This window comes from Dielma fastidiosa, assembly GCF_003475485.1.
Taxonomy (GTDB): Bacteria; Bacillota_I; Bacilli_A; order Erysipelotrichales; family Erysipelotrichaceae; genus Dielma; species Dielma fastidiosa.
Map to the genome: position 1 here is coordinate 267600 of NZ_QRQL01000002.1, position 14444 is coordinate 282043.

Consider the following 14444-nt stretch of genomic DNA (forward strand, 5'->3'; position numbering starts at 1 on the left):
AAGCCAGAATGTCTATTGAGTAGACGCTCCTTTCATTTTTTGAAACATTTCCCGCACCAGCGAGATAAAATACAGGCTGCCGGTAATCAAAACGATATCGTCGCCTTCAAGACAATCATAAATTGCCTTGCGATAATCCTTAATGATTTTAACCGGATACCCTTCCGCTAATTTTTCCGCATCCTGTGCCCGATAAAAATCAAATTCGCAGATTGTCAGATCATCGCTTAACGTCAGCAGCTGTTCAATCATACTCTTTGTATTCTTATCCTTCAGGGCACTAAAGATAATCCTGACCTTCGGAAAAATTCTGGCGGCATCCACAAGTGCTTTAATACCCTGCTCATTGTGGGCGCCATCTATATAAACATCCGGATGAGTATGCACTTGTTCAAAGCGCCCCTTCCAGAATGTAGCGGCCAAACCTTCAGTAATCATTTCATCACTGATTTCATAACCTAGACTTCTTAACTTGTACGCGGCTTCAATCGCCAGCGAAGCATTCTTTGCCTGATAACTTGCCTTAGACAAAAGCTTGATGCCTTTAAAATTTCGATAATCAAAAACAACTCCTTGATCAACATGTAAATTCATGACTTCCTGACAGCGGATTAATTGTGATCCTAATGAATCACATGTTTGTTTAAAGACATTCAGACAATCCTCTCTAGTCTCAGCAGTTATACAATCCTTCTCAGCCTTGATAATTCCCGCCTTTTCTTTCGCAATCAGCGCGTGAGTATTGCCAAGATACTGCATATGATCAAGACCGATACTGGTAATAATACTGAACAGCGGATCAACCACATTTGTAGCATCAAGACGGCCGCCCATGCCTACCTCAAAGAGCGCAATATCAACATCATGGCGCAGGAAATATAAGCTGGCAAGCAGCATATCGATTTCAAACATACTTAAATCATATTGCTCCCATAAATCAGCTGTTTCATTTGCCAAGGCCAGCAGTTCATCATCACTGATAAATTCATTATCGATTCGGATGCGATCATTATGAACTTCAAGATAAGGGGATGTGAATGTTCCAACCCGATAGCCTGCCTGCTGAAGAATACTGCGCAGATAATCAGTGGTACTGCCTTTACCATTTGTACCGCCGATATGCACGCATTTCAGCTTTAGCTGGGGATCATCAAGAATATGCAACGCAGAAGAAAACTTCACCAATCCTTTATGGTTGTTTTTTCGTCCCTCAATTAATTCAATGACTTCATCAGCACTCTGAAATTTACGCATAAAACATCCTCATCTCTTTCATAATGAACCGTAAAACTTATTTGCTGCCTTACAAACTCCGCACTCTATTGTATCATACAAGAACTGTAAAACAAATATATTAATCATAAGTCACTGTGTAATAGAAGCTGCATCTTCGCTCTTAATCAGTTTTATGCTACAATAGATTCAGAAATAAAAGTGAGGAAGCAGCTATGGTAAATATCGGCAATGACTGGGATGAATTATTAAAAGAAGAATTTTCAAAGGACTATTATCTTCAGCTGCGTAAGTTTTTAGTTGAAGAATATAATCATAATACGGTATATCCAAACATGCATGACATTTTTAATGCATTGCGTTATACCTCTTATCAAAACACCCATGTCTTATTATTAGGTCAAGACCCCTATCATGGCCCTAATCAGGCACACGGGCTTTGTTTTTCAGTAAAAAAAGGTGTAACACCGCCGCCTTCATTAAGAAATATCTATCAAGAATTAGCAAATGAGCTTGGCTGTACCATACCAGAGCATGGTGAATTAACTAAATGGACAAGCCAAGGGGTACTGATGCTGAACACTTGTTTGACGGTTCGCCGTGGTCAGCCAAATTCTCATGCGGGTAAGGGCTGGGAAATTCTTACGGATAAAATTATATCGCTGATTAATGATAAAGAAGATCCTGTTGTATTCCTGCTTTGGGGGCGCAATGCGCAAAGCAAGGAAAAACTAATTACCAACCCTCAGCATCTAATATTGAAATGCGCTCATCCAAGTCCATTTTCTGCATACAACGGCTTCTTTGGCTGTAACCATTTTAAAATGACCAATGCCTTTTTGAAGGAACATGGTTTAAAAGAAATTGACTGGCAGATTGAAAATTAAAATTAATAAGGAACTGATTTGAGGGGAAGCCTTCACTCAGTTCCTTTTTATTTGACAAATTTTAATGTCCAGCCTGTGCCTTGATCCACTCGGCGTTTTTCTCACTTAATAAATCCGTACAAGTCTCTGCATCCTTCATACACTCATGATCAATAAGCGCGCGCACGCTTTCTTCATCAAAGATACCCATGGCAATGACATTGGCATTCTCTTTCAAGCCGACAAGATCCTGCTGCATAGCACCATTCATTGCAGTTACTTTTTCTTTCTGATGTCCCTTTGAATAATTGAAATTTTCCATTTCTTCCTCAAGGATTAACGGAACTAAATCTGTTGTGTCTAACAATAGCTGCATACCTTTAACTGAATGCATCAATTCCAATAATTTTAAAGATGCATTGGGATAGATTGTATCAGCATTAATACTATAACCATAGGAAACAGCAAGCGTCTTCAGCTGCTGACCATCGATCAGCGGCAGTTTTTGAAAACGCAGAGTAATCTCATTGATTTCCTCACTTTTTTCATACTGCATCCAAGGTCCAATCAAACCGCTTAGATAAGACTGTGAAATAAACCATTGGTCAAACTGCGCCGGATCACTTTCAAGCTTCAGACTTTTTTTAATGGTTATGTAATCATTCAGTGAGTGAAGAAATGCTTCACTTTTAAAATTAACTACGGCTTCTTCTTTTCCCGGGAAATAACTACCATCACTGCTTAACAGCGGCAAAAGAAAGAGCGGGTTATCATAATAATAAAATAAATTATCGACATCCGCAGCTGCCATTGATTCAAAGCTTTCAAATACTTCAGGCTTTAGCCCCTGTTCCTCAATCGCAGTCAAATTCAGCGCATAAAGAAAGCCATCCGCAATCATTGGATAGTAGCAATTCTTTACCGTATTGATTGTTGATGCAAAGTCCTCACGGATACCAGCTTCAAAATTCTCATGAAATGATGAAGGTATTTCATATAAATGGGATAATGCTGTTGCTACATCTTCATCCTTGATTAAAAACACATCATAAGGAATCCCTTTAAAGCTTAGTACGTCCTCAAGAATTTCATACTCATTGATTACACTGATTTCAAGTGCATCGGCATTTTCTGGATATGTCTCATTCCATAATGCTTTTAAGCCTTCACCATATGCCTCATTTTCTACCGCAACCTTTAAAACCGCGGATTCTTCTATTTTTATCTCTGCTGAACATGCAGTAAGCAGGCATGTCATCGCGAGTAAGATCCATTTTTTCACGTTATCACCGTTGTAATTGTACACATTTTTCTGCCGATTGGCAATTGATATTCAGGGATTTACCATTGACAAGCAGAGATATTTTGCCATAATTAAGATATGTGAATTTAAGGAGGAGCTATATGGATCAGTTATCAACACTCATCTATTCCATTCCGGCTTTATTGATTGCGCTGACACTGCATGAGTTTGCCCATGGCTGGGTATCGGATAAACTGGGTGATCCAACACCTAGACGTAATGGCCGCTTATCATTAAATCCTCTGCGTCATCTTGATCCGCTCGGCACCCTGTCGCTGTTTCTGTTTCACTTCGGATGGGCAAAGCCGGTGATGGTGAATCCAAATTATTACCAGAATAAAAAACAAGGTATGGTAAATGTAGCAATGGCAGGGCCGATGATGAATTTCCTGCTAGCCTTTATCAGTATTTTTGCCTATTATGGGATTATAAAAATGCTGCGTATCGGGCTGATTCCAATGCATAGCGGCATAATCACTTCAATCTTTGATTATCTGTTAGAATTTTTGCCTTTCCTGCTTAGCTATAATTTAGGTTTAGGTATCTTTAACCTTATTCCGATTCCGCCGCTTGATGGTTCTAAATTTTTAAATGCCCTGCTTCCTGAACAGCTTTATTTCGGCATTATGCGTTATGAACGTTACTTTGCGCCGATCTTGATTCTACTGCTTTATACAGGGATTCTTAATATTCCATTAGATTTTGTGAATGACGCGTTATTTAATCTTATGAAGAATATCAGTCTGACAATTCTTCGACTTTAAGCTGCTATGCGGCTTTTTTTATTACAAATAAAAAGGGCATAAAGCCCTTTGTCAGTGCATCCACAAAATGAATCTTTGAAGCAGATTATCTTCCATATAAATCATCGGCCAGTTAGGATAGATATAAATCATCCGCAGCAGCCAGATACTAAACCAAATCAGCATCACCAACCAGAATAACCATCGCCAAAGCGTTGATTGTAAAAACTGTCGGTTTTTAAGCCAGCCAACACCGCTGATTAAAGCAAATACCAGCAGCACATAAAAAGCTGGGTTAAAGAAATAGGCTTCTTGAAACCTGCCCTGCACAAAATAATAGAATGCGGTACTCATGCCGCAGCCCGGACAGGGAATACCGGTAATTTCCTGAATCGGGCAGTACCAGCCAATAACTGCTATACATCCTACGATCAGCAGAATCGGCAGCAGCTGTTTAGTAAGTGACTTCATCCAATACGTGATTTAATTCGCTTTGATTAATTGCCATCGAAATCAGCGGCAGCATTAAAACAGCCAAAATCAGACAGATAATAGATATTGAACCAACCCGCATTCCCAGATTATATTCCATATCTTCAATCTGACGGGCAATTTTATAGTGCCAGTAGATTCCATATAAGCCGCAAGTAAAGAAGGTCAGCAAAACATCGATGACGCCGTTATTGGAATTGGAACAGCTGACTTCATTTAATTCTTCACCAAGCTTATAAATCAGATAAATATAATATATACCGCATGTAAATATACTTAAACAGAGGACTGCCCCTACACTTCTTTTTCTAACATTCATAATTAACCTCTTTTCAATACCAAAACAGATAATGGTTCAACTTTAACAATCCGCTGCTCTTCAGGTGTTATTTTACCATCTTTAAATATCAGCTGATAATTATTCTTCATATCATATTCGTAATAATTCTGAGTTGGGTTAAAAATAACCGCCACATCATTGATTTCATCCTTCATACGATAAACCAGCGCGCTGTGATTGATTTCCTCAAAGCTTACATATTCAAGTATATCCTGAGTTGTAGCATAGGAGAAACAAGGCAGTGACTTTCGCAAAGCAATACAGTCTTTGGCAAATTCCACAATCGACAGATACCGGTTGCGGCGCTCATAGTCAATACGGTTAATCGAATCAGAATCACAATATGTATTTGGTTTGCCATGCTTTGTTCTCGCAAATTCCTGACCGCTGTGAATAAACGGTATGCCTTGCGCAAAAAGTACGGCCGCCAGACATAATTGCTGACGTTTTATTCTTGTTTCACGGGTATCTTCACGGCAGCAGCTTTTCAGCTTATCCCAGCATGTCATATTATCATGGCATTCGACATAGTTTACCGCCTGCTGAGGGCTTGAGAAATAAGCCGTGATATTATTCTTATTTGTTACACTGGCGCTTAACACATCTTTGGCTACCTGGATCAGTGACAGATCATTGGAACAGTAGCCTTTCACATCAATTTCTTCAACACTGGTTCGTCCCTTGATAACGTCGCGGAAACGATCAGAGAAATGCGCGATCATCGGCATTTTATCATGATTGGCAATCGACGCGCGGCGATTTGGATCAAGGTAGGAAGGCATATCCCAGCCCTCACCATAAATGATAAAATCTCGATTAATTTCACGGCAGCGGCGATACACCTCATTCACCGTATCCACATCAAGAATTCCCATCAAATCAAAGCGGAAGCCATCAATTCGGAAAGTTTTTGCCAGATAAACACAGGCATCAACGATAAATTTTCTCGCCATAAAGCCGGTGGAATCAAAATCATTGCCGCACCATGTGCCATTAGAATAATGACCCAGCTCATTCATTTGAAAATAATAACCAGGCACAATTTTCTGAAAAGAACTGGTCGGCAGATCAAAAACATGATTGAATACCACATCAAGCACAATACGCATTCCATTTTCATGCAGCTTATCAACAAGCTCACAAAAATCATTGATTCTGGACATCGGATCAAATGAATTGCTGGCATAGCTGCCTTCTAATGTCATATATTGCAAAGGATCATAACCCCAATTATAGAACAAACGCTGGTTGTATTCATCTACCGAACCAAAATCCAGCACCGGCATCAGCTGAACATGGGTAATCCCTAATGTTTTTAAATAACTAAACCCAGTATTTAATGACTTGGTTGTTTCATTTTCTTCCACAAAACCTTTAAATTTGCCTGGATGACTGACACCGATATTCGGTTTCATCGTAAAATCACGGACACTGGTTTCATAAATAATAGCTTCTGTATTACCATGCATGATTGGCAGCTGACCCTCAGCCATTTTAATTTTAGATAAATCTACTACGATAGAACGTGTAGAGTTAATAGTTGATGATTTACCATAAGGATCAATAGATTCATTCCATATGCCATTAACACGAACATGGTAAACGTATTTAGCAAGTTCATAATCACCCTTTAAGGTTAATCTGAACGTACCCTTTTCACTCTTCTCCATCATATGTATTTCTGGCTGATCCTTGCGCTGAATTTCCAAGCAGACCTTAGCTGCCGTCGGCGCCCATATCACAAAGGTTGTAGCAGCCGGCGTATAATTAGCCCCAAGATCATTTCCATCATAAGCAAACATCGCATCAAAGCGCGGCCGCTTTACGATATAAGAGTATTGCAGAATCGTCGACCGGGCAAATTGATGAAGTACCTGATACTCTCTGCCAATTTCAATTTCATGCAGCACACGGCATGTATATTTGATGTGAGTCGTTAAAGGCTCCACGGACAGAATCTGCAATTCATCAATATTGCCGAAATCATCACGCAGATAAAATTGACGGCTGACCCCGTCATAGCTTTCTTTTGAGAAAAAAATTACGATTTTATCAAAATCGTCTAAATAAGCTTCAAAATAATCAACAGCTCGCATATTATCACCTAATTTATAGTATAAACTATTTTTAGAGGTTGTACCAGTCGTACCTTAGCTTTACGAATTGATTTTTTCCTGTTATGATAATGTCATGAAAAAGAAAATAGTGATTATTCTCGTGCTGATTGTTTGCGCAATGATGGCACTGGGACCAATTTTATCTTACTTAGTTTAATAAGAAAAGTGGTGAAAACAGAAAAAAGGCACATTTCATTCAATTGAAACGAGCCTTTTTTGTATTATTTTCTAATCTTTGATGCGAAATATGCGGCTCCAAATGATAGTACCGGAATATAACGATAGCATTGAGTGAAGCTGCTTAATAGGGGAAGATTGAACTCAAGATTGAATAAATTAGGAATGATCCATAAGAGAAGTATTGATGCGTTAGCAAGCAATAATAATAGAATTGTTAAAATTAGACAAGGAATAGGTTCATCCTTTTTTGTTTCATCATAGAATAGGATCAAGCCTGCCCCAAATGGAAACAGTGAAAGCAGTACAATATAATTGACAAAAAGATGTCCTAAGCCTGACCATGTACTGCCAATTGGATTAACAGCTGCCTCAATACCAGAACCGATTATAACCCATATAACAAACAAGCATAGTTTTTTCTTCATCTGTGCCCTCCTTTTTATGAATAAAATCGTTCATAAGCCAACCCAAAAACAAAAAGCTGCAGCATAGTTCCTTCATTCATATTTTATCTTGCTTAGAATTCTGATGTCAAGGCCGCATAATATAATAAAAAGCGTGTCTCAGCTTATCTGAAACATCGCTTTTTCGATTATTTAACGTTGATTTTTTCAATATGCCAAATATCTCTGACATATTCTTCAATTGTACGGTCTGATGAGAAATAGCCTGACTGAGCAATGTTCAGCAGACACATTCTAGCCCAGCCGCTGCGGTCTTCATAACGCTTGCGGATATTAGCCTGAGCTTTTTCATATTCATCAAAATCCGCCAACAGCAGATATTCATCATTTTTAAACATTAATTCATCATAAATCAGTTTAAATTCATCCTTATTCTGTGACCATGTACCATCAATAAAGCTGTCAACGATTCGCTTCAGTGTTTCATGAGTATTGTAGTAGTCCCAAACATGGTATGAATTAGCACGTTTGATCTCTTCAACCTCTTCAGCACGCAAACCGAAGATTTCCGCATTTTCATAACCGACACGTTCAACAATTTCCACATTCGCGCCATCAAGCGTTCCCAGCGTAATTGCTCCGTTCATCATGAATTTCATATTGCCGGTACCGCTGGCTTCCTTGCCAGCCGTTGAGATTTGTTCCGATACATCAGCGGCATTCATCAGAATTTCCGCGATAGATACACTGTAATTAGGAATAAAGACAACCTTCATATAGCGGTTGATTTCCGGATCGTTATTTACCACAGCTGCGATTGAATTAATCAATTCGATGACCTTCTTCGCAAAGTGATAAGCCGGTGCTGCCTTAGCCGCGAAAATAAATGTACGCGGATAAATTCTGAAGCTGCTGTCTGCCTTCATTCGCTGATACAGATAAATAATATGCATTACATTCAAAAGCTGACGCTTATAGGCATGCAGACGTTTTGCCTGCACATCAAAAATCGAATTAACGTCAACCTCAATGCCGACATTCTTTTTGATATAATCAGCCAGAATCTGTTTTCTTTCCATCTTCACATCTAAGAAACGCTGCTGAAGCTTCGCATCATCGATATGATCCATCAGCTTAACTAAATCCTGCGGATGCTTGATGAAGGAATCACCAATTGTATCCTTTAAAAGCTCTGTCAGCTGCGGGTTAGAATAAACAAGCCAGCGGCGGTGTGTAATACCGTTTGTCTTATTATTAAACTTCTCTGGCATAATTGCATAATAGTTCTTAAATACATCCTTAACTAAAATCTGTGTATGCAGCTTCGCAACACCATTAATTGAATGAGAACCAATGATTGCAAGATTTGCCATATGCACCTGACCATCTTTAATAATTGCTGTATCATTAATCAGATCCGGGCGGTAATATACATGATTTAATGCATAGATATAACGCTTATTGATTTCCTCAATAATCATATAAATACGCGGCAGCATCGTCTGAATAAACTGAATCGGCCATTTTTCAAGGGCTTCCGCAAGTACCGTATGATTGGTATAAGCCATAGTTTCCGTCGTAATCCGCCATGCGTCATCCCATTCATACAGATAATCGTCCATTAAAAGATGCATCATTTCAGGGATAGCCAATACTGGATGGGTATCATTCAGCTGAACACAATTCTTATCCGCCAGATTATCCAAGGTAGGATATACGCGCAGATGTGCCTTGATCATTGCTGTTAAACCCGCTGATACAAAGAAATATTGCTGTTTTAAACGCAGATAACGGCCAGCTTCCGTTGAATCATCAGGATATACATTCTGATTGATTTCATTAACTTCACGAATATATTCAGAGAAGCCCTGAGAATTGCTGGCATCCTCAGCCGGCTCTGCACTCCACAGACGCAGTGTATTTGTCAGCTTCGTATCATAGCCGATAACTTCCATATCGTAAGGCACAGCTCTGATGATATGCGCGTCGGCATGATTAATACGCGCTTTGCCATGTTCATCCATTGACATTTCAATATGTCCCCAGAATTTCACATCCACGCTGTGCTTTGGTTTGCGGACTTCCCAAACATTTCCTAAACGCAGCCACTGATCAGGTACCTCTACCTGCTTGCCATCAATAATTTTCTGCTTAAATAAACCATATTCATAACGGATACAGTTTCCGTGGCCAGCATAGTTTAATGAGGCCAGTGAATCGAGGAAGCAAGCCGCAAGACGGCCAAGACCGCCGTTTCCTAAACCAGCATCGCTTTCCATATCTTCAAGCTTATTAATATCAAGACCCAGATCAGCCAGACCTTCTTTAACGATATCATAAATGCCCAGATTCATCAGATTGCTTGTCAGCAGTCTGCCAATCAAAAACTCCATGGAGAAATAGTACATCTGTTTTCCTTCAACACGGGCAATCTCCTCCTTGCTCGCCTTCCAGTTAACTGACGCATAGTCACGAACCATCGTACCCAGCACCATGTATTTTTCAGTAACATGGGCTTGTTCGATTGAACGGCCATATTTCTCAATAATTCTTCGTTTAAACTCTTCTTTGAACTCTTCTTTGTTCTTAAATTTATCAATATACATTTTTTAGTTCCCTCTTTTTCCATAAAGCCACATAGATTTTAGCATAAATAACCTAATAATAGTAGCCAATGTAACCCTTAACATGCTATTATTTACACTATTTTATTCTTATTTTGCCGCTTTGGTGCCGGCTGCTTTCGCCTTTTCGCTCTTTACAGCACTTTCCTTGATCTCAAAAACAGCACCGGCAAACGGAGCCAGATCAATCCTTACTGAATAAGGCAGGAAGTTATACGGTTCATTATGCGTACGGATAGCCTTTGGATTTACAATTCCGCTGCCGCCGTAAATATCCTGATCACTATTTAAGATCTCCTTAATGCTTCCCTTATTTTCCAAACCGATACAGAAATTGTCATAATGATTCGGTGACAGATTCAGTACGACAAGGAATTTCTGATTCTTATTGCGTCGGGTATAAACAAAAACATTCTGTGATTTATTATCAGCATCAATCCATCTGAAGCCTTCACCTTGATAATCCAGCTCATACATCGCCGGATATTTGCGCATCAGCTTATGCAGATCAGTAAAGAATTTTAAGAATGCATCATGAATCGGATAATCAAGAAGGAACCAGTCATTTTCACGATTCTCATCCCATTCTCTGAATTGCGCAATTTCATTTCCCATGAAATTCAGCTTTTTGCCCGGATGCGTAAACATGTAGGTGTATAAAGCCCTGCATTGCGCGAATTTCTGTTCATAAGTTCCCCAAATTTTATCAATAATCGTATGCTTGCCATGGACTACTTCATCATGTGAGAATGGCATCATAAATTTTTCTGAATAAAAATAAGCCATTGAGAAAGTCAGCTGATTGTGATGATACTGACGATAAATCGGATCAAGTTCAAAATATTTCAATGTATCATGCATCCAGCCAAGATCCCATTTATAATCAAAGCCCAAGCCGCCGTCAACCGTTGGTTTGGTAACCTTAGGAAAATCACTTGAATCCTCCGCGATCAGCATACAAGTTGGATGCTTTTCTGACAAATGGTAATTCAGACGTTTAATGAAATCCAAAGCACCTTTATTTTCACCCTTATCCTTATTGCCATGCCAATAAATGATATTGCTGATAGCATCCATGCGCAAACCGTCTACATGATATACCTCTAACCAGAAATTAGCTGCTGACATCAGGAAAGAACGCACCTCTTCACGGCTGAGGTTAAAGTTACTGGTACCCCACTGACTGTTGGCATCTTCACCCTTTTCATATTCATAAAGCGGTGTGCCGTCAAAATAGCCGAGTGTATAGTCATCCTTTACAAAATGTACCGGTACAAAATCGATAATGACACCCAGATTATGCCGATGGCATTTATTGATAAAACGCATCAGCTGTTCCACTGTTCCATAGCGGCTCGTCGCTGAGAAATAACCGCTGCACTGATAACCCCATGATCCATCAAAAGGATATTCATTCAGCGGCATCAGTTCAAGATGAGTATAACCAACCTTCTTGGCATATTTAATCAAATCATCACCGATTTCATCATAGGTATACCAAACATTGTCTTCATCTGGTTTTTTCCATGATCCGATATGTACCTCATAGATGCTGACTGGCTGATCAAAATTCTTCGTGCGGTTTTTCATCCATTCATCATCAGTGAATAGATTGCGGTGAACCTCTTCAATAATACTTGCCGTATTTGGTCTGAGTTCACTGTAAAAAGCATAAGGATCTGCCTTATCAACAATGCGGCCAGTGGCCTGATGAACACGCAGCTTATACATTTGACCGCGTTTTGCGTGTGGAATGAAGACTTCATAGACACCCTTGGCATCAACGCGTTTCATTTTGGTACCCTGCCATTCATTAAATTCGCCAATGACAGAAATATCTCTTGCATGCGGCGCATAAGTACGGAACATAACACCCTTCTGTCCGCCTTTTTCAATACAATGCGCGCCAAAATACTCATAAGCGGTTAAGCTCATGCCGTTATAAAATTGTTCTAATGATGATTTTTTCATAATCATTTACCCCATTTCATATATCCTTATTTTACTCTATTTCAGACTATTCTGAAAGCCTTTTAAAAAAGAAAAAGCCTGAATAATTCAGGCTTTGACTATCAGTCATAATTAGTCAGCTATTCGATGGCTTTTTTCATGGCAGCCTGCAGAATCTCTGTCTTTTCCTTCGCGTTCTCTTTGCTGGTACCGCGGACACAATAGTAGAATTTACACTTTGGTTCAGTACCGCTTGGCCGCACTGCAATCCAGCTGCCGTCTTCAAGATAGAATTTTAATACGTCTGACTTCGTAAAGCCGATCAATGCCTGTTCACTACCATTCTCATAGCGTTTCAGACAGCCGTAGTCTTCACTGGCAATAACCTTTAAGCCGCCGATTTCTTTTGGCGCTTCATTTCTGAAGGTAGCGATGATTTCTTTGATTCGCTCAGCACCCTCTTTGCCTGCCAGTGTAATTGATGTCTGACTCTCCTGATAAGTTCCCAGTTCGTCATACAAACCATCCAGAACATCCACTAAGGTCTTGCCCTGTGCCTTATAGAAGCAGGCAGCTTCCGCAAGCATCAGACAAGCCTGCGGCGCATCTTTATCGCGGACAAACGGTGAAATCAGTGAACCATAGCTTTCCTCATAACCAAATACATATTCTTTTTCATGAGTAAGCTCATATTTAGCTACCTTTTCACCGATGAATTTGAAACCAGTCAGCGTTTTTTCTGTTTCAACACCATACTTAGCCGCAATTTTTTCACCGAGATCACTCGTAACAACCGTATTAAACATCACTGGATTTGCAGGCATTTTTCCCTTGGCCTTTAATTGTGATAAGATGTACTCAATCAATACTGAACCGCTTTGATTACCAGTCAGTAAAACATATTCGCCATGATGCTTCACGGCTACCCCCATGCGGTCAGCGTCTGGATCGCAGCTAAGTACGATATCAGCGTCTTCACGTTTCGCATACTCTAACGCTAAATTATAAGAAGCGGTTTCTTCAGGATTCGGCGTTGGTGTGTTAGAAAAATCAGGATCAGGTGTGCATTGTTCCTCAACCGGTACAAACTGATAACCAGCGCGGGTAAATACTTCCTTCACAGGAATATTCGCTGTGCCGTGCTGCGGCGTGAAAATAATTTTCACATCAGTTTTCTTAACCTCTGGATTTAATTGAATGCCTAATACCTTGGCATAATATTGTTCATCGATTTCTTTGCCGATCACCGTAATCAGCTTTTCCTGTTCCGGTGTCAGATCCACTCTGATTGCCAGCTCATCCTCAACAGCATTAACACGGTCAATAACCTGTTTCGCTAAATCAGGAATCAATTGGCAGCCTTTTTCATCATACAGCTTATAGCCATTATATTCTTTAGGATTATGAGAAGCTGTTACCATGATGCCGCCAAAGCAGTTTAAAGTACGAACTGCAAAGCTTAACTCCGGGGTTGGCCGCAGACTTTCAAAAACATAAGAACGAATGTTATAAGAAGCCAAAACCTTAGCGGAATCCATCGCAAACTCATAAGACATATGACGATTATCATAGCCGATGGCTACCCCGCGCTGCATAGCCGCTTCACCATTAGCTGTGATATATTGAGCAAAACCGGCGTTTGCCTTACGGATCGTATGTAAATTAATGCGATTCGTTCCAGCCCCCAGCAGACCGCGCATACCCGCTGTACCAAATTCAATGTTTGTATAGAAAGCATCCACTTTCTGTTTTTCATCCATAGCCAGCAGTTCAGCTTTTAATGCCGGATCGATATTTGGATGATTCACCCACTTATTATACTTTTCTTCAATCATAAGATTTCCTCCTCAATCTACATCAATTATACAACAAACCACATAAAAAATCTGTTGAAAATGCACTTTTTTGTAAGAGCTTACGAAATCTTATAATGAATGATAAAAACAACTGAAATCAGTGCTGTGATGGACTGAAAGTATTAACCAAAAGCGGCAGCATGAATAGACCGACGCAGCCTAAAACAAAGGCGAAAACCGGATAATTACGCATGCCAAGAAGAGCCGACGCCGCATCCTTGACTAAAGGGCTGAGAATGAAAGCTCCTAAAATGAAACCAAGCAAGCCTGTCTTTTGCTGCTTATTAAATCCTTTATGTTGATTAGTTTTATGTTGCATAGTTTACCTCCTTGTCT

The 14444-nt window shown here is 39.8% G+C and carries 12 protein-coding genes; 2 read left to right on the top strand and 10 right to left on the bottom strand.

The window, feature by feature from the left end; genetic code table 11:
* Positions 1-12: 12 nt before the first annotated feature.
* The gene (locus tag DWZ33_RS06045; protein ID WP_118454170.1) at positions 13-1254 is read right to left on the bottom strand and encodes a bifunctional folylpolyglutamate synthase/dihydrofolate synthase; all 1242 of its coding nucleotides are present in this window, start codon (positions 1252-1254) and stop codon (positions 13-15) included.
* Positions 1255-1448: 194 nt separating this feature from the next.
* Here DWZ33_RS06045 and DWZ33_RS06050 point away from each other — a divergent pair, with 194 nt between their 5' ends.
* On the top strand, positions 1449-2120 hold the full coding sequence (locus DWZ33_RS06050; RefSeq protein ID WP_118454171.1) for a uracil-DNA glycosylase: 672 nt from the start codon (positions 1449-1451) through the stop codon (positions 2118-2120).
* Between the two features lie 61 nt (positions 2121-2181).
* Here the strand turns inward: DWZ33_RS06050 and DWZ33_RS06055 are convergent, their stop codons facing one another.
* Positions 2182-3381, bottom strand: coding sequence for a hypothetical protein (locus DWZ33_RS06055; RefSeq protein ID WP_118454172.1), 1200 nt, complete (start codon positions 3379-3381; stop codon positions 2182-2184).
* Positions 3382-3503: 122 nt separating this feature from the next.
* Between DWZ33_RS06055 and DWZ33_RS06060 the strand changes: the two genes are divergently transcribed.
* Positions 3504-4166, top strand: a complete 663-nt coding sequence (locus DWZ33_RS06060) for a site-2 protease family protein (RefSeq protein WP_118454173.1) — start codon at positions 3504-3506, stop codon at positions 4164-4166.
* 51 nt (positions 4167-4217) lie between these two features.
* Here the strand turns inward: DWZ33_RS06060 and DWZ33_RS06065 are convergent, their stop codons facing one another.
* The 8 genes from DWZ33_RS06065 to DWZ33_RS06100 form a co-directional block, all read right to left on the bottom strand.
* Positions 4218-4616, bottom strand: coding sequence for a DUF2752 domain-containing protein (locus DWZ33_RS06065; protein WP_118454174.1), 399 nt, complete (start codon positions 4614-4616; stop codon positions 4218-4220).
* The gene (locus tag DWZ33_RS06070; protein ID WP_118454175.1) at positions 4600-4956 is read right to left on the bottom strand and encodes a DUF4234 domain-containing protein; all 357 of its coding nucleotides are present in this window, start codon (positions 4954-4956) and stop codon (positions 4600-4602) included. The genes DWZ33_RS06065 and DWZ33_RS06070 overlap by 17 nt, the downstream gene beginning before the upstream one ends.
* Before the next feature lie 2 nt (positions 4957-4958).
* Complete coding sequence (pulA, locus tag DWZ33_RS06075) at positions 4959-7073, bottom strand: type I pullulanase (protein ID WP_118454176.1); 2115 nt, start codon at positions 7071-7073, stop codon at positions 4959-4961.
* Between the two features lie 242 nt (positions 7074-7315).
* A complete protein-coding gene (locus DWZ33_RS06080; RefSeq protein ID WP_022937189.1) occupies positions 7316-7699 on the bottom strand; it encodes a hypothetical protein in 384 nt (127 codons plus the stop codon).
* A gap of 167 nt (positions 7700-7866) precedes the next feature.
* Complete coding sequence (locus DWZ33_RS06085) at positions 7867-10284, bottom strand: glycogen/starch/alpha-glucan phosphorylase (RefSeq protein WP_118454177.1); 2418 nt, start codon at positions 10282-10284, stop codon at positions 7867-7869.
* Between the two features lie 108 nt (positions 10285-10392).
* Entirely contained in the window at positions 10393-12273 is a 1881-nt protein-coding gene (gene glgB, locus DWZ33_RS06090; protein WP_118454178.1) for a 1,4-alpha-glucan branching protein GlgB, read from the bottom strand.
* 119 nt (positions 12274-12392) lie between these two features.
* Positions 12393-14087 (bottom strand): phospho-sugar mutase, encoded by a 1695-nt coding sequence (locus DWZ33_RS06095; RefSeq protein WP_022937192.1) that lies wholly within the window; start codon positions 14085-14087, stop codon positions 12393-12395.
* A gap of 118 nt (positions 14088-14205) precedes the next feature.
* On the bottom strand, positions 14206-14427 hold the full coding sequence (locus DWZ33_RS06100) for a hypothetical protein (RefSeq protein ID WP_022937193.1): 222 nt from the start codon (positions 14425-14427) through the stop codon (positions 14206-14208).
* Positions 14428-14444: the final 17 nt, after the last annotated feature.

Bases quoted from the DNA above. Each gene is read 5' to 3' on its own strand.
- DWZ33_RS06080 (WP_022937189.1), bottom strand. From the start codon at position 7,699: ATGAAGAAAAAACTATGCTTGTTTGTTATATGGGTTATAATCGGTTCT.
- DWZ33_RS06100 (WP_022937193.1), bottom strand. From the start codon at position 14,427: ATGCAACATAAAACTAATCAACATAAAGGATTTAATAAGCAGCAAAAG.
- DWZ33_RS06085 (WP_118454177.1), bottom strand. From the start codon at position 10,284: ATGTATATTGATAAATTTAAGAACAAAGAAGAGTTCAAAGAAGAGTTT.
- DWZ33_RS06095 (WP_022937192.1), bottom strand. From the start codon at position 14,087: ATGATTGAAGAAAAGTATAATAAGTGGGTGAATCATCCAAATATCGAT.
- DWZ33_RS06065 (WP_118454174.1), bottom strand. From the start codon at position 4,616: ATGAAGTCACTTACTAAACAGCTGCTGCCGATTCTGCTGATCGTAGGA.
- pulA (WP_118454176.1), bottom strand. From the start codon at position 7,073: ATGCGAGCTGTTGATTATTTTGAAGCTTATTTAGACGATTTTGATAAA.
- DWZ33_RS06045 (WP_118454170.1), bottom strand. From the start codon at position 1,254: ATGCGTAAATTTCAGAGTGCTGATGAAGTCATTGAATTAATTGAGGGA.
- DWZ33_RS06050 (WP_118454171.1), top strand. From the start codon at position 1,449: ATGGTAAATATCGGCAATGACTGGGATGAATTATTAAAAGAAGAATTT.
- DWZ33_RS06070 (WP_118454175.1), bottom strand. From the start codon at position 4,956: ATGAATGTTAGAAAAAGAAGTGTAGGGGCAGTCCTCTGTTTAAGTATA.
- DWZ33_RS06060 (WP_118454173.1), top strand. From the start codon at position 3,504: ATGGATCAGTTATCAACACTCATCTATTCCATTCCGGCTTTATTGATT.
- glgB (WP_118454178.1), bottom strand. From the start codon at position 12,273: ATGAAAAAATCATCATTAGAACAATTTTATAACGGCATGAGCTTAACC.